The sequence below is a fragment of the Herbaspirillum sp. Her2 genome, from assembly GCF_057961375.1.
The window spans coordinates 3,055,381-3,075,942 of record NZ_CM176331.1 but is presented as its reverse complement, the minus strand read 5'-3'; the positions used below and the strand labels follow the sequence as shown (position 1 = coordinate 3,075,942).

Sequence of the window (20,562 nt, the reverse complement as noted above, 5' to 3'; positions counted from 1 at the left end):
TTTGCTTCAGTATAAATCCATCTCTATATGATGACAAAATCATATTTGTCTGCAGGCAACCCGTGGCATCACCCGCCACGGGCCATGACATCAAACTGTCAGGAAAGCCGCACCGCGCGCGGCATGCGGGTTTTCGGGCGGTTGCCGGGTGCCGGGCAGGGAGTGTTGCAGCGCGGCGCGGAGGCCCGTGCGATCTGGACTGAATGACAAGTTCGGGTCATAAACTCGTCACATTAGCTGGTTAAAGTTCGCCCTGTCTCGAAAGTCATCCCTCCCGACGTGATGTTTCTCGGTGACCGTCCTCTCTTCAAAATCATAGGAGTAGCAGAAATGGGTTTTAACCATCTGATCAAGTCTGTTGCAATCGCAGTGGCTGGCGCTTTCGCTTTCAGCGGTGCCGTGCATGCAGCAGAAATCACCGGCGCAGGCGCCTCCTTCCCGTACCCGGTCTACGCCAAGTGGGCTGAGCTGTACAAGGCCGCCACCGGCAACAGCCTGAACTACCAATCCATCGGCTCGGGCGGTGGCATCAAGCAGATCAAGGCCAAGACCGTCGATTTCGGCGCTTCGGATGCTCCGCTGCCGCAAAGCGAACTGGCTGAAGCCGGCCTGACCCAGTTCCCGGCCGTCGTCGGTGGCGTGGTTCCCGTGGTCAACCTGGACGGCGTGACCCCCGGCCAGATCAAGCTGTCGGGCCAGGTGCTGGGCGACATCTACGCCGGCAAGATCACCAAGTGGAACGCCGCTGAAATCACCGCCCTGAACCCGGGCGTGAAGCTGCCGAATGAAGACATCACCGTCGTCTACCGTTCGGACGCATCGGGCACTTCCTACGTCTTCACCTCCTACCTGTCCAAGGCCAACGCCGACTTCAAGAGCAAGATCGGTGCCGGTACTGCCGTCAAGTGGCCGACCGGCGTGGGTGGCAAGGGTAACGAAGGCGTTGCCGCCAACGTGCAGAAGGTCAAGGGCGCAATCGGCTACGTCGAGTACGCCTACGTCAAGAAGAACAAGCTGAACTACAGCCAGCTGAAGAACAAGGATGGCAACTTCGTCTCCCCGGACGATTCCACCTTCAAGGCTGCCACCGCCGCTGGCGACTGGGCCAAGACCCCTGGCTTCGCAGTGGACTTCACCGACGCAGCCGGCAAGGAATCGTGGCCGATCTCCAGCGCCACCTTCATCCTGCTGCACAAGGAACAGGCTGGCGATGGCGCCAAGGGCAAGGAAGTCCTGAAGTTCTTCGACTGGGCCTACAAGAACGGCGGCAAGGTTGCTGCTGAACTGGACTACGTGCCCCTGCCGGATTCGGTCACCAAGCTGGTGGAAGATTCCTGGAAGAGCAACGTCAAGGACAGCAGCGGCAAGGCACTCTGGTAAGCCAAGCCCAGTCCGGCCGGATGCCATGAACATCCGGTCATAGCAGCCTCTCCCCTACGGAGCATTCGGGTCATCGCAGCGAGAACGAGCAACTCTGGAGCACAGAGCATTCGCGGCGATGGCCCGTTTTAATGGTGAATTCAAATGAGCGCTAATTATTCCACCACGGCAATGTCGAATACCGAAGTCAAAAAATCCCCGACAGAGACTGAAAGTGCGCAAGCCGCGCGCGAGAAGTTGATGGCCGTCATGCGCCGCCAGCGTCTGCAGGATTTCTTTTTCCACAAGATCACCCTGATCTTCGCCCTGTCCGTGCTGCTGATGCTGGGCGGGATCATCGTTTCCCTCATCATCGGTGCCGCACCGGCGTTCCAAGCCTTCGGCCCGGGCTTCATCACGCGCGTCGAATGGGATCCGACTAATAACGAATTCGGCGCCATGATCGCCATCGTCGGCACGCTGTCGACCTCGATCATCGCCTTGCTGATCGCCTTCCCGGTCAGCTTCGGCATCGCGCTGTTCCTGACCGAAATCTGCCCGGCCAAGCTGCGCCGTCCGCTGGGCACCTGTGTGGAACTGCTGGCGGGCGTGCCCTCCATCATCTACGGCATGTGGGGCCTGTTCGTGTTCGCACCGCTGTTCTCCGAATACGGCCAGCCCTTCCTGAAGGCCACCCTGGGCCAGATCCCCGGCATCGGCGTGCTGTTCTCCGGCCCGACCATGGGTATCGGCATCCTGACCGCCGGCCTGATCCTGTCGGTGATGATCATCCCCTTCATCTCCTCGGTGATGCGCGACGTGTTTGAAGTCGTCCCCGCAGTGCTGAAGGAATCGGCCTACGGTCTCGGCTGCACCCGCTGGGAAGTGGTGCGCAAGGTGGTGCTGCCCTACACCAAGACAGGTGTGGTCGGTGGCGTGATGCTGGGCCTGGGCCGTGCGCTGGGCGAGACCATGGCGGTCACCTTCGTAATCGGCAACTCGCATCGCCTGTCCTGGTCGCTGTTCTCGGCCGGCAACTCGATCGCCTCGACCCTGGCCAATGAAATCGCCGAAGCCTCCAGCAAGCTGCACGTGTCCTCGCTGTTTGCACTGGGCCTGATCCTGTTCGTCATCACCTTCATCGTTCTGTCCGCCGCCAAGATCATGCTCATGGGCATGACCCGCAAGGAAGGAGCCAAATAATGAGCCAGACCGTACAAGCCGGTGTGAAGAGCACCGACCAGGCGCAAGCCATGAACCCCGTCTACCGCCGTCGCCTGATGCAGCATCGCATGGGCATGCTGTTCTCCTTCCTGGCCATGGGCCTGGGCCTGTTCGTGCTGGCCTGGATCCTGCTGACCCTGGTCTTCAAGGGCGTGGCCGCACTGAACCTGGGCCTGCTGACCGAAAACACCCCCGGTCCGGGCGATGCCGGCGGCGGCCTGTTGAACCCCATCGTCGGCTCGCTGCTGATGGTCGGCATCAGCACCATCATCAGCACCCCGATCGGCATCCTGGCCGGCGTCTATCTCGCCGAATACGGCGAGGAAAGCAAGCTGGCCCAGGTCACCCGCTTCGTTACCGACATCATGCTGTCGGCACCGTCGATCGTGATTGGCCTGTTCATCTATGCGATCTACGTGGCCAACGTGAACCACTTCTCGGGCTGGGCCGGTACCTTCGCCATTTCGCTGATCGCCATTCCGGTGGTGGTGCGTACCACCGACAACATGTTGAAGCTGGTGCCGAGCGGCCTGCGTGAAGCGGCCTTCGCGCTGGGTGCCCCGCGCTGGAAGGTAGCCATCATCGTGCGCCTGCGCGCCGTCAAGGCGGGCGTGGTGACCGGTGTGCTGCTGGCGGTGGCGCGTATTTCGGGTGAGACTGCTCCGCTGCTGTTCACCGCGCTGAACAACCAGTTCTTCAGCACCAACATGAACCGTCCGATCGCCAACCTGCCGGTGGTGATCAACCAGTTCGCCATGAGCCCGTATGACAACTGGGTCTCGCTGGCATGGGGCGGCGCCTTGCTGATCACCTTCAGCGTGCTGCTGCTCAACGTGCTCTCGCGCACCTTGTTCAAACAACAAATCCCCGGCTAATTCTCCAAGTGACCGACATGACTACTGCTCATCAAATGGCAAGCCACGCTTCGACCGCACCTCTCAACGCCGCTGCGGCCCAGAAGACCACGCTGGAAGTTTCGCAACTGAACTTCTACTACGGCGGATTCCAGGGTTTGAAGAACATCAACCTGAACATCTATGAAGGCAAGGTCACCGCCTTCATCGGCCCCTCGGGCTGCGGCAAGTCGACGCTGCTGCGTACCTTCAACCGCATGTATGACCTGTACCCCGGCCAGCGCGCCGAAGGCAAGATCATGTATGCCGGCAACAACATCCTCGAACCGGGCCAGGATCTGAACATGCTGCGCGCCAAGGTCGGCATGGTGTTCCAGAAGCCGACGCCGTTCCCGATGTCGGTGTATGACAACATCGCCTTCGGTATCCGCCTGTATGAAAACCTGCCCAAGGGCGAGATGGATGAGCGCGTCGAATGGGCGCTCAACAAGGCGGCACTGTGGGGTGAAGTGAAGGACAAGCTGCACAAGAGCGGCCTGTCGCTCTCCGGTGGCCAGCAACAGCGTCTGTGTATCGCACGCGGCGTGGCCGTGAAGCCGGAAGTGCTGCTGCTGGATGAACCGACGTCGGCACTGGATCCGATTTCGACGGCCAAGGTGGAAGAACTGATCGGTGAACTCAAGAACGACTACACCATCGCCATCGTGACCCACAACATGCAGCAGGCGGCGCGTTGCTCGGATTACACCGCTTACATGTACCTGGGCGAGCTGGTGGAGTTTGGCGAGACCGATCAGATCTTCATGAATCCGGTGCGCAAGGAAACCCAAGACTACATCACCGGCCGCTTTGGCTGATCGAACCGTCGTCTCGGCTACTGCGCGCTCCGATTTCGCGTCTGCGATGCTCGCCGTACCCCAGTACGGCTGCGCTTCTCGACGCGAACTCGAAGCGCTCGCTACGCCGATACGACGATTCCACAGAGTAGTCATTGCACCGTATATATTATTTATAGAAATTCTTTTTAGGGACGTCACATGACCGGCGATCATTCCTCCAAACAGTATGACCAGGATCTGGAGCAGATCCGCTCCAAGGTGCTCGCCATGGGCGGCATGGTGGAACACCAGTTCCAGGACGCGATTGCGGCCTTCCGCAACGGCAACCTCGACGTCGCCCATCGCGTGATGAAGGACGACGAAGCCGTCAATCGCCTCGAAGTCGAACTCGACGACGCCTGCAGCCACCTGATCGTGCGCCGCCAGCCGACCGCCAATGACCTGCGTACCGTCATGGCCACCATCAAGATCATCACCGATCTGGAACGCGTGGGCGACGAGGCGACCAAGATCGCCCGCACCGCCATCCACCTGCACAAGCGCGGCATCGGCCTGGTCTCGCACTATGAAACCGTGAGCCTGATCGCCGAACAGGCCATGGACCAGCTGCGCAGCGCCCTCGACGCCTTCGCCCGCCTGGATGACCAGCAGGCGCTGGAACTGATCAAGCAGGACGAACGCATCGACCACGGCTTCCGTTCCATCACCCGCAGCCTCATCACCTTCATGATGGAAGACCCGCGCACCATCTCCGGTTCCATCGATACCCTGTGGGTGGCCAAGGCCATCGAACGCATCGGCGACCATGCCAAGAACATCGCCGAATACGTGGTCTACGTGGTCGGTGGCAAGGATATCCGCCACACCGACTTCGGTTCGGCCAAGACGCTCCAGGAAGAAGACTAAGCACGACGGCACCGGTGCTGGCAGCGGGGGAAGCGCTGCCACTGCCGGATTGCGGAGGGGAGACCCGCGATACTGCTAACAAGCCTGACTATCATGACTACTATCCTCATCGTCGAAGACGAACCCTCCATTGCCGAACTGATTGCCTTCACCCTCAAGGAGGCAGGCTGGTCCAGCTTCGTCGTCTCCAACGCGGCCGCGGCCTGGGACTTCGTCCAGCACCGCGCCCCGCAACTGGTGCTGCTGGACTGGATGCTGCCCGACCGCAGCGGCCTGCACCTGCTCTCGCGCATCCGCGCCGACCGCCAGCTGCAGCAACTGTCGGTCATCATGCTCACCGCCAAGAGCATGGAAGAAGACAAGATCGCCGGCCTCGACAACGGTGCCGACGACTACATCACCAAGCCCTTCTCGCCGCGCGAACTGACCGCGCGCATCAAGGCCCTCCTGCGCCGCAAGAGCCCGGAGCACGCCCAGGAAGTGATGTCGGCCGGTCCGGTCACGCTCGATCCGGCCAGCTGCTCGGTGAGCCTGTCGGGCGCACGCATCGATATCGGCCACGCCGAATACAAGCTGCTGAAGTTTTTCCTGGCGCATCCTGATCGCGTGTTCTCGCGCAGCCAGCTGCTCGACCGCGTCTGGGGCGACCACGTGGTGATCGAAGAACGCACCGTGGATGTCCACGTGCTGCGCCTGCGCAAGGCTTTGCGCGATGCCGAGTACCTCATCAAGACGGTGCGCAGCGTCGGCTACATGCTCTCGACCAAATAAAGATCGAGCAAACAAAGATCGAGTAAATAAAGATCAAAGACCAAACAGCCCGCGTCGTTCATAATCAGCAAAATTAAAAAGTTTGGCGCGCGGGCGCTTCCCAGATTTATCTGTCAAATCAATGAGTCCACAACTTCTGTTCTGGATTCCTGCTGTATTGCGCCTGGTGTTGTGCCTGGCCGGAGCAGGAGTCGTCGGTTTCTTCTTCGGCCCCATCATCGGGCTGGTCGCGGCGGTGCTGGGCGTGGGCGCGATGATGATCACGCACCTGCACTACCTGCTGCGCCTGTCGACCTGGCTGGATGATTCCGGCCAGTCGCGCCTGCCCGATGGCTGGGGGGCCTGGACCGATGTCTATGCACGGCTGTACCGCATGCGCCGCGACGATGAACGCAACCAGGCCGAACTGGCCGAGTGGCTGGCGCGCTTCCGCCAGGCCATGAGCCTGCTGCCGGATGGCGTGGTGATCATGGACGACGTGCTCTTCCTCGAATGGTGCAACCCGGCCGCGCAGTCGCACCTGGGCCTGAAGCTGGACCGCGACAAGGGCATGCGCGTCACCAACCTGATCCGCAATCCGGCCTTCATCGACTACATCATCCTGGGCCGCTACGAGCAGCCGCTCACGCTGGCCCTGCATGAGCGCAAGCTGATCATCCAGATCATCCCCTTCGAGAACCGCCGCCAGATCCTGGTCACCCACGACGTCACCGAATCGCAGCGCATCGACATGATGCGCCGTGACTTCGTGGCCAATGCCTCGCACGAACTGCGCACGCCGCTGACCGTCATCAACGGTTTTCTGGAAATCGCGCTGGCGCAGCCGAACCTCGAAGAGTCCACCCGCATGGCCCACCTGAAGCTCATGACCGAGCAGGGCCAGCGCATGCAGAACCTGATCGACGACATGCTCACGCTGACGCGCCTGGAATCGATCGACTACCCCCTGCGCTCCGAAGTGCTGCGCGTCCGTCCGCTGCTGGAGCGCATCGCCGAGGAAGGCCGTGCGCTGTCGGCGGGCAAGCATGACATCCGCCTGGTGGTCGATGGCCCCGACCTCAAGGGCAATGCCGATGAACTGCGCAGCGCCTTTACCAACCTGGTCACCAATGCCGTGCGCTATACCCCGGAAGGCGGCACCATCACCCTGCGCTGGCAGAGTGACGAGCAGGGCGCGCATTTCGCGGTGCAGGATACCGGCATCGGCATCAGCCCCGAACATATCTCGCGCCTGACCGAACGCTTCTATCGCGTCGACAAGAGCCGCTCCCGCGAGACCCAGGGCACCGGCCTGGGCCTGGCCATCGTGCGTCACGTGCTGCTGCGCCACCATGCCACGCTGGATATTGCCTCGGTGCCGGATCACGGCAGTACCTTCACGGTGCACTTCCCGGCGACCCAGACCATCGCGGATTACGCGGCGCAGCAATAAACAGCCCACCTCCGGTCAAACCAAATGGAAAGGATGCTTCGGCATCCTTTTTTCATGTTTGAATCGGCCGCAGGCGCGTACTATTGCGCCATAGCTCAACGCTGACATGTCGTCAGTAAGTGAAATTACGAATGCCTGCCTTCTGTCTTCACGGCAACAATGGCGCCTCGCAAGCCCCGGCCATTGCCGGCGGCGCTGTAGCATGCATGTGCGCGTCACGGGCAGGTTTCGTACTCCTGGTCGGCACAGGGCGCATCCCGTCGTGTGCAAGCCAGCAAGCTGAAGTGGCTGCGGTCTGGTCGTTGCCGCGATGACAGCTTGTTGTCAGGAAATCCCTGATCGCGCCGCGGCGGTATTCGTCGCACCATGAAGCCGAAGCGCCTGAGACCGGTCCGTAGATGTACCGGTCTACCCCTCCACCTACTGCGCATAAGAGAAAACGATGAGCTATTTCGCCAACATGAAGATCGGCCGCCGCCTGGGCCTGGGTTTTGCCGTCATCCTGGCTGCAGCCAGCGTGGTCGTCGCGCTGTCGATCTGGCGTCTGCAAGGCATCGCCGCCGCCACCGACGAAATGATGCACGAGCCGCTGACCAAGGAGCGCCTGGTCTCCGACTGGTATCGCACCATCCACACCAGCGTGCGCCGCACCACGGCCATTGCCAAGAGTGCCGATCCCAGCCTGGCCAGCTTCTTCGCGGCCGACGCCGCCGAGGCCAGCCGCATGTCCACCGAACAGCAGAAAGCCATCGAAGCCCTGATCGAATCGCCGGAAGAGAAAGCTGTCTTCGCCAAGCTGGGCGAGGTACGCAAGGATTACATCAAGCACCGTGACGCCATCTCCAAGGCCAAGGCCGACGGCAACGCCGAGGAAGCCGCCAAGATCCTGGCCGGCCCCTTCGATGCGGCGGCCAAGGGCTATCTGGAGAATCTGCAGCAGTTGCTCAACCTGCAACGCGCCAACATCGACCAGGTGGCCAAGGACATCCAGCAGGTCTATCACGAAAGCCGCAACCTCATGATCGGCCTGGCCATCCTGCAAGTGGTGCTGGGCTGGCTGTTCGCGCGCAGCCTGGCGCTGGGCATCACGCGGCCGCTGGAAAAGGCGGTCAATGTGGCCGAAGCCGTGGCCGCTGGCGATCTCACCACCCGTGTCGATGACCATCTGGCCGCCCGCAAGGATGAAACCGGCAAGCTGATGCATGCCCTGCAGGCCATGACCGGCAACCTGGCGCGCATCGTCGGCCAGGTGCGCAGCGGCACCGATGCCATCGGCACCGCCTCGCGCGAGATCGCCACCGGCAACCTCGACCTCTCGGCGCGGACCGAACGCCAGGCTGGTGCCCTGGAAGAAACTGCCTCGGCCATGGAAGAACTGACCTCCACCGTGGCCCAGAATGCCGACAACGCCCGCCAGGCCAACCAGCTGGCGGCTTCCGCTTCCTCGGTGGCACAGCAGGGTGGGGAAGTGGTGTCGCAGGTGATCTCGACCATGGGCTCCATCAATGAATCCTCGCGCAAGATCGTCGACATCATCAGCGTCATCGACGGCATCGCGTTCCAGACCAACATCCTGGCCCTGAATGCCGCCGTGGAAGCGGCCCGTGCTGGCGAGCAGGGCAGGGGCTTCGCGGTGGTGGCTTCGGAAGTGCGTTCGCTGGCCCAGCGCTCGGCCTCGGCCGCCAAGGAAATCAAGACCCTGATCGATGACTCGGTGGCCAAGGTCGGCTCCGGCAGCGAGCTGGTGGAACGTGCCGGCACGACCATGGACGAAGTGGTGGCCAGCGTGCGCCAGGTCGCCGACATCGTCTCCGAGATCACGGCGGCCAGCAGCGAGCAGAGCGACGGCATCAGCCAGGTCAATCTGGCCATCACCGACATGGACCAGACCACCCAGCAGAACGCCGCCCTGGTCGAACAGGCTGCCGCCGCTGCCGAAGCCATGCAGGAACAGGCCGCGCGCCTGTCCGAAGTGGTGAGCCAGTTCAAGGTACTGGCGCAGGACCAGGTGGGCTACGGCAGTGAGGAAGTGGTGAGCCGCCCACCGGTAGACATCACGCCGCCGCGACCGGCCTTGCGCTGACAAAGCGACGAAGCGCCGAAGCCGACGCCACAAACAAGAAACCCGCCATTCACATCCTGGCGGGTTTCTTGTTTTGGGCAGGCCGCAACGCTGGTGGGTAGCGGCGCAAATGAAGCATTCTGCGTCACTTCCACCGAGGAAGACCGGGGGCCGCGCCCCGCGCCCTCAGTAGGTGGCTCGTCCGCCCGAGAGATCGAAGACGGATGCCGTGGTGAAGGAATTCTCCTCGGACACCAGCCACGCCACCATCGCTGCCAGCTCTTCCACTTTCACGAAGCGTGCACGCGGGATCTTGGAGAGCATGTAATCGATGTGGGCCTGGGTGCATTGCTCCAGGATGCGGGTCTGCGCGGCGGCCGGGGTGATGGCGTTGACGGCGATGTTGCGGGTCGCGGTTTCCTTGCCCAGGCTCTTGGTGAGGGCGATCATGCCGGCCTTGGCGGCGCTGTAGGCGGAGGCGGTGGGATTGCCTTCCTTGCCGGCGATGGAGGCGATGTTGACGATGCGGCCGTAGTTCTGCGCGATCATGCGCTGGACCACCACCTGGTTGACGTAGAAGGCGCCGTTGAGATCGATGTCGATCACGCGGCGCCATTCTTCAGGCGAGTAGTCCGCCACCGGATTGTTCTGTCCGGCGATGCCGGCGCTGTGCACCAGAATGTCGATGGACTGGGTGAGTTTTTCGGTGGCTTCGATGGCTTGCTGGACATCGGCCTGGCTGGAGATATCCACGCGGACGGTCTCGACATTGCCCAGCGGTTCCAGCTTGGCGCGGGCCTCGGCCAGGGCTTTTTCGTCCATGTCCCACAGCACCACCTTGGCCTTGCCTTGCAGCAGGCGTTCGGCCACGGCATAGCCGAAGCCCTGGGCACCGCCGGTGATGATGGCGCTGCGGCCCTGGAAATCGTAGTGATTCATTGTGTCTTCTCCTTCCCTGTTGCGGTCATTGGATCACGCAGGCGGACATGCGCCCGCGCATGGTCGTTCTTGTTCTTGTGGACTTCGATGGGGATGCAACCGCGCCGCCGACTGGCGGCGCGGGGTAACGCGGTGATCCGGATGGATCAGGCGTCGATGGTCTTCTGCTGCTGTTCGCCCAGGCCATCGATGCCCAGGCGCATGGTCTGGCCGGCGCGCAGGTAGACGGCTTCCGGCTTGACGCCCATGCCCACGCCCGGCGGCGTGCCGGTGGAGATGACGTCGCCCGGCTGCAGGCTCATGAAGCGCGACAGGTAGGAGACGATGTGCGCGACGCCGAAGATCATGGTGCTGGTATTGCCGTTCTGGTAGCGCTTGCCATCCACTTCCAGCCACATGCCCAGCTTTTGCGGATCGGCGACTTCATCGCGGGTGACCAGCCAGGGGCCGATGGGCCCGAAGGTATCGCAGCCCTTGCCCTTGTCCCAGGTACCGCCGCGTTCGATCTGGTATTCGCGCTCGGAGACGTCGTTGACCACGCAATAGCCGGCCACGTGGGACATCGCGTCCTTCTCGTCGATGTAGCTGCCGCCCTTGCCGATGACCACGCCCAGTTCGACTTCCCAGTCGGTCTTTTTGGAGCCGCGGGGGATCTTGACGTCGTCATTGGGCCCGACCACGGCGGAGGTCCACTTGTTGAACACGACGGGTTCGGCCGGGATGGGCAGGTTGGATTCGGCGGCGTGATCGGCGTAGTTCAGGCCGATGCAGATGAATTTGCCGATATTGCCGACGCAGGCGCCGATGCGCGGCGAGCCTTCCACGGCGGGCAGGCTTTCCAGGTCCAGCTTGCGGATCTTGTCCAGGGAAGCGTCATCCAGTACGGCACCGTTGACGTCCTTGATGTAGGCGGACAGATCGCGGATCTTGCCGGATTGGTCGAGGACGCCGGGCTTTTCCTGCCCCACCGGGCCGTAACGCAGTAATTTCATCGTGTTTCCTTTGAGAAATGATTGTCTCTGAATGACGCCTTTTTGCCGTGGCTCGGCCTCAGCGTGTCGAGGACCGGCGACAGGCGATGGGCTGTCGATTTGGGAAACTGGATATTACCAGTTTATTGGTAAGACCAATAGCGCGCGGCGCTTTTCCAATGTGGGAAATCCCATGGCGTGTCAGGCGAGGAGGAAAGAAATCACCTGCGCGATGGGCGAACTTTGCGAAAGGGAATGCAGGTTGCACTATCCATGACGCTCACATTCTTGTTGGCGGCTGGTCCGCGACTTCACCGACGTCAGGAAGAAGTCAGACGGGCCAGCAACAAGGCTTTGGCGATAGCGATACAACGAAAGGCTAGGGCCTGTTCACATTTAATCTGCGAGATGCGTTGCCCCCAGAATGCGTGGTGGCAAGGCGCGCGTAAGGGCTGGTGGTGGTGCCACCAGCCCTGACGTGCAACGCGGCCAGCGCGCCTTCTGGGGGCAACCCTCCGGGAGAGGCCGCCAAGCGTCGCCTGCCGTTGTTGCAGCTCCTTGCCGTGGCACCACCACGGCGCGTCGCCGCGCCTAGGCAGTCAACGCTTGGCGACCTCTCGCACTCGCAGATTAAATGTGAACAGGCCCTAGCGTACCTTGTACAGCACAGCAGCCCCAGGCTTCGGTTCGAAAGCAGGCACGGTGCGCTGCGCAAGTTGCTTGCCATTGGCATCCCATACCAAGGTGTCTGCGGGGTATTCATCCTTGCGGGTCATGGTGTCGATCTGCTTGACGATCACCTGCGCGCCTGCAAGCGCTTCCGGGTTCCATGCAAATACCCCAACTCTGCCGAAGAAGACCGCCGGTGCGTCGGCGTCGAGGCGGCGGTCAGGGCACATGACCAGACCACGTTCCAGCATGACCCGCAGTGCGCCGACAGGCAGCATCTTTACCGTCGGCGTGGTGCGCGCCGCGCTATGGCCCGGGCAGACATTGGCCGAGCGAGTCACCATGTCTTGCACCACCTGACTGTCGGATTGGGCGTGTGCCGAACAAGCAGCGGCAGAAAGGGCCGCCATGACGAGAGTTGATTTCAGAGGCATGAGAGAAGTCCTGAGAGAAAAGGTTTCCACATAGCGGCTTGCTCCGGCTTGGCATGCGGCCACGTGCAAGCTGAATGCGTTCAGACTATCCTGGCATTGATCTGTTCCCTCTCCGCATCGATGCGCAGGCCGCCGCGTAAATCCGCCATGGCGGCTATGGCGCAGGTTGCTCCCGATCGGCGGCAGGAGCCGCCGCCAGCGCCGCCGCAATCGCCTCCGGCACGAACGGCCGGTTATTCATGAAGCAAGCCCCGACAAAGACCGCCTCGGCATACACCACATCCCCCACCTTGATCTGCTGAACGAAATTCACCCGGCTGCGCTTTTCGTGTTTCTGCACTTCGCAGGTGACTTCCATCGTGTCGCCCTTTTGCAGGCTCTTGCGAAAACGCAGCGAGTATTCCAGCACCATGAACACCTGCCCTTGCCGGAAGGCCTCTTCGATATCGATTCCCAGCGCTTCCTTCAAAAAGGCATGCCGCGTCCATTCCATATAAAACGGGTAATACAGCCCATCGACCACGCCCTGGAAATCGATGTGCTTGGGATCCACTTCAAACTGTTTTGAAAACATGCTGTCGTTCCTTCCGTTCAGATTGGTCAAACCGGTGACACGATAATCGCAGGGCAGGGCAGCCGTCTACCCTCCACGCGCGAAGCCATCGCAAAAGGTCGGGCCGGTAAAACGAGGTAAAGCCCGACCTTGTTGTGCGAATCCGGCTACCATCGGCGATATCGATTGTGCGCGCCATCCCGATCTCACCTACCTGCCCGATTCCTCCCATGCATTCAAAACCCTTCCTGTTCCGTGCGAAAACTGTGCTGGCTGCCAGCCTGTTCAGCGTGTTGGCCTCCCTGCCCACGCTGGTACCTGCTGCCAATCCGGCATCTGCGGCATCTGTCCCCGACATGGAAAACGCGCCGGTCTACGGCCCCCAGCTGGAGGGCTTCGACTACCGCTGGCCGGTCTCGCGTTATCGTTTCCACTCCCAGCGCCAGGACATCGAGATGGCCTATCTCGACGTGGCACCTGCCGCCGGCAGTGTGCCGCACGGCACCGTCGTCCTGCTGCACGGAAAGAATTTCTGCGCCGGCACCTGGGAGCAGACCATCGATGTCCTGCGCCGCGCCGGCTACCGTGTGATTGCACCGGATCAGATCGGCTTCTGCAAATCCAGCAAGCCCGAGCAATACCAGTTCAGCTTCCAGCAACTGGCCGCGAATACGCACGCCTTGCTGGCCTCGCTCGGCATCGATCAGGCCATCCTGGTAGGCCACTCCACTGGTGGCATGCTGGCCATCCGCTATGCGTTGTCCTATCCACAGCAGACCCGCCAGCTGGTGCTGGTCGACCCCATCGGCCTGGAAGACTGGCGCGCCAAGGGCGTGCCGCCGGTGTCGGTGGACCAGTGGTATGCGCGCGAACTCGGTACCACGGCCGAGCGCATCCGCAACTACGAGCGCGCCACGTATTTCTCCGGGCAGTGGAGTGCGGAGTATGAACCTTGGGTGCAGATGCTGGCCGGCATGTACCGCGGGCCGGGCAAGGAGCGGGTGGCGTGGAATTCGGCACTGCTGTACGACATGATCCTTACGCAACCGGTGTTCTACGAACTGAAGAACCTGAAGACGCCCACGGTCCTCATGATCGGCGACCAGGACAGCACCGCCATCGGCAAGGAATTCGCACCGCCGGCATTGCGCGCCGGGCTGGGCAACTATGCGGTGCTCGGGCGCGAGGCGGCTGCCGTCATTCCGCACGCGACATTGGTGGTGTTCCCCGGCGCTGGTCATGCACCGCAGATGCAGATGCCGGAGTTGTTTCATGCGCAGTTGCTCAAGCGCCTTGCACCGGATCCGGACCTGGTGCAGCAGCTGGCACCGACTGGCGTGCTGCGCGCCTCCATCAATCTGGGCAACCCGGTACTGGCGAGCCTGGATCCGCAGAGTGGGCAAGCCCAAGGCGTCTCCGTTGACCTCGCCCGCGAACTGGGGCAGCGCCTCGGGGTTCCCGTTGAGCTGGTGGTTGGCAAGACTGCTGCGGGTTCCGTCGCCAATCTGGAGGAGGGGCGTGCCGACATCGGCTTCTTCGCCATTGATCCAAGGCGCGCCCGCGAGATTGCGTTCACCCGGCCCTACGTCCTGATCGAGGGCTATTACGCGGTGCGGGCGGATTCTCCCATCCATGACAATGCCCAGGTGGATCGCCCGGGCCTGACAGTGGCCGTCGGTAGTGGAAGCGCCTATGACCTCTTCCTGAGCCGTGAACTGAAACAGGCGACCATCGTGCGCACGCCGACCTCGAATGCGGTAGTGCCGACGTTTGTCGAGCGCAGGCTGGACGTGGCCGCCGGCGTGAAACAGCAGTTGCAGGCCGATGCTGCCAAGGTTGGCGGATTGCGCATCCTCGACCAGCGCTTCATGGTCATCCGCCAGGCCATGGGGACACCGGCAGCACGCGGCGAGAAGGCACGTGCGTATCTGGCGGCCTTCGTCGAGGAGATGAAGACCGCCGGTGTCGTGACTGCAGCGCTGGCCCGCCATGGAATAGAGGGAGCGATCGTCGCCGGAACAGATGATTGAAGTTGCTCAGGGATGTCGGATACTCACCCCTTCTGTACGGACCACTTTCAAGGAAAAAGAAAATGGAACGCAGGTTGATGAATTTGTTGTCTTCGGCTATCGGTCCAGGAAGATTGGGCGCTGATGGCACAAGCGCGTTCTGTCGCTTCCAAAGCGTTTCCGGAGAGTCGTCCGGCGGGCAAGGAAAATTCCAATTGGCCCGTTGAGATTCTCGAAGACAACAACGACAGGCGATGCTGGACGCGCGCCCTACTTGTGTATTGCTTTCGATGAAAGCAGGTCCGTACCAGCGAGCAGCAGAGCCGATAGAACGAAGGTGAAGTGAATGCCGATTTCCCACCACAGCACTCTGTCGCTGACCAAGTCAATAAACATGAAACTCCGCAACAACTCAATCGCGGAAATGGCCACAATCGAACTCATCAGCTTCAACTTCAGGTTTCCGAAACCGACATGGCTGATCCATTCCGGCGTATCCTCGTGACCCCGGAAATCCAGTCGGGAGACGAAGTTACGATAACCACCAAGCATGATCATCAGCAGCAGGTTACCCATCAAGGTCAGATCCACCAGAGAAAGAACGCCCACGATGGTATCGTTGGCACCGATGTTGATGAAGTCTGACAGCATGCCCCAACTTTTCTGGGCAAACTTGAACGCCAGAAGGATCAGGCTCATGCACAATCCAAGATACATGGGGGCAAGAATCCATCTGCTGGTGAAAAGGGATCTTTCTATGAGCGACTCCAAAACCTTCGTCTCAGTCTTTTGCATTTCCGTGGATTCTCTTGTAAGTGTCGGTTGGCGCGGAACTCGTCCATCCCGTCGACGGGGACGAGCCTCATTGCGGATCAGGATGATTTCTGATCGGTCGGAGCCGAATGATTTTCGGTAGTGCTGAGTCTATCACTCCGCTTCGCCGTTCAGTGCGTCTTGCAGATGCCGGGGCTGTTTCGTGCGCCTGATCGGTTTGGCTGAACGCCAGACGGTGGCCTGTGTGGCTCACACGATTTTCATTCAAGGAGAAGAGGATGGAACGCTGGATCGCCTACGCATTCATTTCCATGGTCTTTGCAGGCTTCACCTCGGTCATCGCCAAACTCGGCTTGACCGGCATCTCCAGCGATCTGGGCTTGGCCATCCGGACCTGCTTCGTGTTCGTCTTCGTCCTCATGTTCGCCGCCGCTGTCGTGCCGGCCGCGCAGTTGAGCGCGGTCACCTGGCAGAACGTCCTTTGGCTCGGCCTCTCGGGTGTGACCACCGCCGTCTCCTGGGTGTTCTACTACAAGGCCATCAAGGCGGGGGACGTGTCCACCGTCGCGCTGATCGACAAGGGCAGTGTCATCGTGGCCTTGCTGATGGCGGTCTGGATTCTCAATGAAGTCATCACGCCCGCCAAGCTGATCGGGGCCGCGCTCATTGCTGCGGGATTGCTGGTGATTTCCCGCGGCTAGGCCAAGCTGCACGGCCCGCCCGGCACGACTTACTTCACCCCCGCCGAGACGGCCATCCGGTCAAAATCCGCATCCAGCTTCTGCAGCGATCCTGCAATGCGCTGCTGCCGGGCCTTGATCCACGCATCCTGCTGCGCCACGCGCGCAGTGGCCTCGCGCAGCATGCGGTCCATCTCGGCGGGTTGCGGACCGCCCACGGTGGCCCGATTGCGCACGATCGCCACCGGATCGAGGGTGCTGCGGAACTCCTGTTCCGACATCGGCAGGGCCTGCGGGAATTCCGAATTCAGCACCGCTTCGTGATAGATGCACTGCGCCTGGTCATAAGGAAACTCCAGCGGCCGGATGTTGTTGGCCTTGGCATACTCCACCACTTCCGAAGCGAAGTGATGACCCACGCGGAAGGGCAGCTTGTACTTGCGCATGAGCACGTCGGCCAGTTCCTGGGACGCGGTCCAGTCGCTGTTGAGTTCTTCCAGCGCGCGTTTCGGATCGATCACCAGCGCGCCCAGGATGCTTTCCCAGTTCTTCAGGACCTTGACCGTATTGAGCACCATCTCCTTGTTGGGCTTCACGTCCTTGGCATCGCTCATGCCGGGCGGGATGTTGTGCGCCACGATGGCCACGCCCATGCCCTCGGCAATCACCATCGAGGCATCGCGCCGGGTGCTGTTGAGCAGGCCCGGATTGCGCTTCTGCGGCATGGCCGACGACACGTAAGTATTGGCCCCTCCCTCCTGCAACAGGATCCACGGACGCGGCTGCGCATATTGCGTCATCACGTCCTGGATGAAGGCGCCGGCATGCAGGGCAATGGAAGAGACCACCGCGCCCGCTTCCACCGGACCATCCACCGCCGACAGCTGCGCAGCGTCATAGGCGTTGTCGACGATGGCGCCAAAGCCCAGGTAGTCGGCCATGCGCTGGCGGTTCAGTGGCCAGCTGGTGCCGTTGAGGACAGTGGTGCCCATGGCCGAGCGGTCCAGGCGCCCATAGGCTTCGCGCAGGCGCTGGGCATCGCGGTCCAGTGCGGCGGCAAAGCCCAGCAGGTAGTGGCCGTAGCTGTTGGGCTGCGCCGCCACTCCGTTGGTGTAGTTGGGCACGATGGTGTCGCGCTGGCTGGCGGCCAGTCTGACCAGCGCCGCCGTGGTGGCGTTGAGCTGGTTGGCCAGCGTCAGCAGGTCTTCGCGCAGGATGGCCGCACGCAGCGTGGCCAGCATGTCCTGGCTGGAACGGCCGGCGTGCAGCAGCGTGATCTGCGGACCGGCCGCCTGGATCAGCAGCGGCTCGAAGGTGATCACCAGCTTCGGACGCTTGGCACCCGGCAGCTCGCCATCGGCCAGCACCTTGCGGATGCCCTTGACGACCAGCGGGGTCATCGACTTGTCCAGCAAGCCTTCGTCGGTGTTGATCACGGCCGTGGCCTTGTTGATTTCGCCGAGCCAGAAGAATTCATCATGGCGCGGCGTCTGCTGCGCGTGCAAGGGCGCGGCGCAAGCCAGCAGGGCAGCGGACAGCGCGAAGGCGAGGGTGGAAAGCTTGGGCAAGGCGGTCTCCTGGAAGTGTTGATTGGTCTGTGCAGGGCGACTATCTTAGCGGGCAGTCGCGATTCAGGTTGAAGGTGAACAGAGCCTGATATTTCAGGTATCTCGTCTCCAAAGTGTAGTTATTGGCATCTACGCGATATACTGTGCATCCATACAGGTGCGACCTGAAAGTCGCGGATTCAACCGTTCCACACCAAAACATCGGTGATGGAACCTGCTGTTCTGCCAGCAGTAGCCTACTTAGACGTGCGTAGCTGGTAACGGCTGGGTGCGGAGCTCTGAGGATAAAGTACCGCGGTCGTAAGACCTAAGCCATGCCGTGAGGCGGGTGACATCGGCGAGCATAGCGCGGATGGCTGGGCTTGGCTCGAATGGAAGACGGTTAACACATGTGAACCTTTGCAAGCGTCGTGAATACAGTCCAGCCAAATATGCTGAAAGGCTGAGGGCAAAAGCTACAGGATGAGGTGCATCCCGTCTGTCGGGGGAGCACGCAGACCACATTATCCTCGGCGTAAAGAAGGAACCTAGCCATTCTGTTGAATTCCCGGAACAGGGTAAGCCCGATCACTTGCCCTTGAGGCAGGCAGACCGTAAGGAATGCTGATGGGTGAGCGGGTAAAGGAAATCGGAGAAAGCAAACGCCGAGCTGTAATGGCTCGGATAGGAGCGTAGACAAGCGTCGAAATCGCTCCACGCGAAAGCGCGCAGACTTCCGATAGGTCTCTCGTCACGAGATCGTCTGAATAATCTTTGAAGGTAGGAAGGCAAATGAACGGGCAGTCAACGTGTGCGCCCACCGACGTACCCCTAGCTTGGCACAGCATTGACTGGGCCAAGGCACACGGCTACGTAAGAAGAATGCAGGCCCGTATCGTGAAGGCAACTAAAGAGCAGCGATGGAACAAGGTGCAAGCCTTGCAACGTCTGCTGACCTGCTCGTTTTACGGCAAAGCGTTAGCTGTACGACGAGTAACTGAAAACCAAGGCAAACGGACACCTGGCGTCGATAAGCAAACGTGGTCGACGCCAGTTGCCAAGGCTGCTGCGATAGACTCGCTGAAACGGAAGGGGTATCGTCCGCTCCCGCTGAAACGAATCTATATCCCGAAAAGTAATGGCAAGATGCGTCCCTTGAGCATCCCGACCATGCGAGACCGCGCCATGCAGGCGCTCCACTTGCTGGCACTTGATCCCGTTTCCGAAACGGTATCGGATGAGCAGTCATATGGATTCCGGAAGGCCCGGTCTACGCATGACGCTATCCAGCAATGCCTATTGAACTCCCGCTTCAATGGCAGCATGAGTAGCGTTGGGGCAAGACGTTCCGCCGACTGGATATTGGAAGCGGATATCAAAGGATGCTTCGACAACATCGATCACGAATGGCTGATCCACCATGTCCCTATGGACAAGGCGGTGCTCCGGAAGTGGTTGAAAGCTGGTTACATGGAAGGAAGCGTACTAGCACCAACGGAGACTGGCACGCCACAGGGTGGCATCATCAGTCCCGTACTGGCGAACTTTGCCCTCAATGGCCTGGAGGCGGCTCTGCGGGAGCAATTTAAGAACCGCCACCAATTCGAGAAGGCCAAAGTCAATCTAGTCCGCTACGCAGACGACTTCGTTATCACCGGCATTAGCAAAGAACTGTTGGATGAAAAAATCAAGCCAGCAGTGGAGGCATTCCTCGCGGTCCGAGGGCTATCCCTCTCGCCGGAGAAGACGAAGATCACCCACATCGAAGAAGGCTACGACTTCTTGGGACAGAACGTTCGACGGTACAACAAGAAATTGTTGATCAAGCCCTCGAAAAAGAACGTGCACGCGTTTCTCCAGAAGATTCGCGCCATGGTGCGACGTTTGGCTGCCGTGCCGCAACAAAGGGTCATTGAGAAACTCAACCCGATGATCAGCGGATGGGCACGATATCACCACCATGTCGTATCCAAGGAAACCTTCTCTTACGTGGACAGCCAGATCTGGGAGTGTTTATGGCGGTGGGCCAAGCGGCGACACCCCAAGCGCGTGGCCAAATGGATAGCACCTCGGTACTTCCATCGAATTGGCGACCGTAGCTGGGTATTCGCCGTCAAGACGGAACCCTCGGCGCAGCCCGACGAGGACAGATACTACGTCCTCCGATACGCTGCACAACTCCCTATCAAGCGCCATCAGAAGATCAAATCCGATGCCAATCCTTACGATCCGGCTTGGGAAGAATACTTCGAACATCGCTCTGTCTGGCGAATGAAGGGTTCGACCCAAGGTCGCAAGAAATTAGCCAATCTATGGATGTCTCAGCAAGGCAAGTGCCTGGTCTGCGATCAACTTCTGGAGATTGGCGACCTTCATATCCACCATCTCATCGAACGGTGCCATGGTGGAAAGGAGATCGCATCCAATGAGGTACTTCTGCATGACACCTGCCACAAGCAGGTCCACAGCCAAGGTATCAAGTTACAGAAACCGGGTCCGCGGTTCACGGGCCTTCAAGAGGCTTGAGCCGTATGCCGGG

17 protein-coding genes and 1 pseudogene are annotated in these 20,562 nt (G+C 60.8%); 12 read left to right on the top strand and 6 right to left on the bottom strand.

Annotated features, from left to right (window positions below):
- Window positions 1-330: 330 nt before the first annotated feature.
- The 8 genes from pstS (at window position 331) to ACWHXP_RS13885 (ending at window position 9,468) form a co-directional block, all read left to right on the top strand.
- Window positions 331-1,380, top strand: a complete 1,050-nt coding sequence (gene pstS / locus ACWHXP_RS13920) for a phosphate ABC transporter substrate-binding protein PstS (RefSeq protein ID WP_489635731.1) — start codon at window positions 331-333, stop codon at window positions 1,378-1,380.
- Window positions 1,381-1,551: 171 nt separating this feature from the next.
- Window positions 1,552-2,562, top strand: coding sequence for a phosphate ABC transporter permease subunit PstC (pstC, locus tag ACWHXP_RS13915; protein ID WP_121037939.1), 1,011 nt, complete (start codon window positions 1,552-1,554; stop codon window positions 2,560-2,562).
- On the top strand, window positions 2,562-3,458 hold the full coding sequence (gene pstA, locus ACWHXP_RS13910; protein ID WP_039788929.1) for a phosphate ABC transporter permease PstA: 897 nt from the start codon (window positions 2,562-2,564) through the stop codon (window positions 3,456-3,458). Before pstC ends, pstA begins: the two co-directional genes overlap by 1 nt.
- Before the next feature lie 35 nt (window positions 3,459-3,493).
- Complete coding sequence (gene pstB / locus ACWHXP_RS13905; protein WP_310160648.1) at window positions 3,494-4,294, top strand: phosphate ABC transporter ATP-binding protein PstB; 801 nt, start codon at window positions 3,494-3,496, stop codon at window positions 4,292-4,294.
- Window positions 4,295-4,474: 180 nt separating this feature from the next.
- A complete protein-coding gene (gene phoU / locus ACWHXP_RS13900; RefSeq protein WP_121037942.1) occupies window positions 4,475-5,182 on the top strand; it encodes a phosphate signaling complex protein PhoU in 708 nt (235 codons plus the stop codon).
- Window positions 5,183-5,275: 93 nt separating this feature from the next.
- A complete protein-coding gene (locus ACWHXP_RS13895; RefSeq protein ID WP_034332673.1) occupies window positions 5,276-5,953 on the top strand; it encodes a response regulator in 678 nt (225 codons plus the stop codon).
- Window positions 5,954-6,074: 121 nt separating this feature from the next.
- Window positions 6,075-7,385 carry a phosphate regulon sensor histidine kinase PhoR gene (gene phoR / locus ACWHXP_RS13890; protein WP_489624910.1) on the top strand — a complete coding sequence of 437 codons (1,311 nt, stop codon included), beginning with the start codon at window positions 6,075-6,077 and terminating at the stop codon, window positions 7,383-7,385.
- Window positions 7,386-7,827: 442 nt separating this feature from the next.
- Window positions 7,828-9,468 carry a methyl-accepting chemotaxis protein gene (locus ACWHXP_RS13885; protein WP_121037948.1) on the top strand — a complete coding sequence of 547 codons (1,641 nt, stop codon included), beginning with the start codon at window positions 7,828-7,830 and terminating at the stop codon, window positions 9,466-9,468.
- Between the two features lie 165 nt (window positions 9,469-9,633).
- Here the strand turns inward: ACWHXP_RS13885 and ACWHXP_RS13880 are convergent, their stop codons facing one another.
- The 4 genes from ACWHXP_RS13880 to ACWHXP_RS13865 form a co-directional block, all read right to left on the bottom strand.
- Window positions 9,634-10,386, bottom strand: a complete 753-nt coding sequence (locus ACWHXP_RS13880; protein ID WP_489635732.1) for an SDR family NAD(P)-dependent oxidoreductase — start codon at window positions 10,384-10,386, stop codon at window positions 9,634-9,636.
- Between the two features lie 146 nt (window positions 10,387-10,532).
- Complete coding sequence (locus tag ACWHXP_RS13875; protein WP_039788920.1) at window positions 10,533-11,378, bottom strand: ureidoglycolate lyase; 846 nt, start codon at window positions 11,376-11,378, stop codon at window positions 10,533-10,535.
- Window positions 11,379-12,004: 626 nt separating this feature from the next.
- On the bottom strand, window positions 12,005-12,460 hold the full coding sequence (locus tag ACWHXP_RS13870) for a hypothetical protein (RefSeq protein ID WP_489635733.1): 456 nt from the start codon (window positions 12,458-12,460) through the stop codon (window positions 12,005-12,007).
- Between the two features lie 154 nt (window positions 12,461-12,614).
- Window positions 12,615-13,064, bottom strand: a complete 450-nt coding sequence (locus ACWHXP_RS13865) for an acyl-CoA thioesterase (RefSeq protein WP_259434396.1) — start codon at window positions 13,062-13,064, stop codon at window positions 12,615-12,617.
- A 179-nt stretch (window positions 13,065-13,243) separates the two neighbouring features.
- On the opposite strand from ACWHXP_RS13865, the pseudogene ACWHXP_RS13860 reads away from it, so the two are divergent.
- Both ACWHXP_RS13860 and ACWHXP_RS13855 read left to right on the top strand, forming a co-directional pair.
- Window positions 13,244-14,311, top strand: a pseudogene (locus ACWHXP_RS13860) (alpha/beta fold hydrolase); the annotation flags it as partial.
- Window positions 14,312-14,326: 15 nt separating this feature from the next.
- The gene (locus ACWHXP_RS13855) at window positions 14,327-15,043 is read left to right on the top strand and encodes an ABC transporter substrate-binding protein (RefSeq protein WP_489637776.1); all 717 of its coding nucleotides are present in this window, start codon (window positions 14,327-14,329) and stop codon (window positions 15,041-15,043) included.
- 249 nt (window positions 15,044-15,292) lie between these two features.
- On the opposite strand, the gene ACWHXP_RS13850 is transcribed toward ACWHXP_RS13855, so the two are convergent.
- A complete protein-coding gene (locus ACWHXP_RS13850; RefSeq protein ID WP_489635735.1) occupies window positions 15,293-15,817 on the bottom strand; it encodes a TIGR00645 family protein in 525 nt (174 codons plus the stop codon).
- A 257-nt stretch (window positions 15,818-16,074) separates the two neighbouring features.
- Between ACWHXP_RS13850 and ACWHXP_RS13845 the strand changes: the two genes are divergently transcribed.
- Window positions 16,075-16,497 carry an EamA family transporter gene (locus ACWHXP_RS13845; protein ID WP_489624914.1) on the top strand — a complete coding sequence of 141 codons (423 nt, stop codon included), beginning with the start codon at window positions 16,075-16,077 and terminating at the stop codon, window positions 16,495-16,497.
- A gap of 29 nt (window positions 16,498-16,526) precedes the next feature.
- On the opposite strand, the gene ACWHXP_RS13840 is transcribed toward ACWHXP_RS13845, so the two are convergent.
- Entirely contained in the window at window positions 16,527-18,044 is a 1,518-nt protein-coding gene (locus ACWHXP_RS13840) for a lyase family protein (protein WP_489635736.1), read from the bottom strand.
- Between the two features lie 771 nt (window positions 18,045-18,815).
- On the opposite strand from ACWHXP_RS13840, the gene ltrA reads away from it, so the two are divergent.
- Entirely contained in the window at window positions 18,816-20,549 is a 1,734-nt protein-coding gene (gene ltrA / locus ACWHXP_RS13835) for a group II intron reverse transcriptase/maturase (RefSeq protein WP_489634007.1), read from the top strand.
- Window positions 20,550-20,562: the final 13 nt, after the last annotated feature.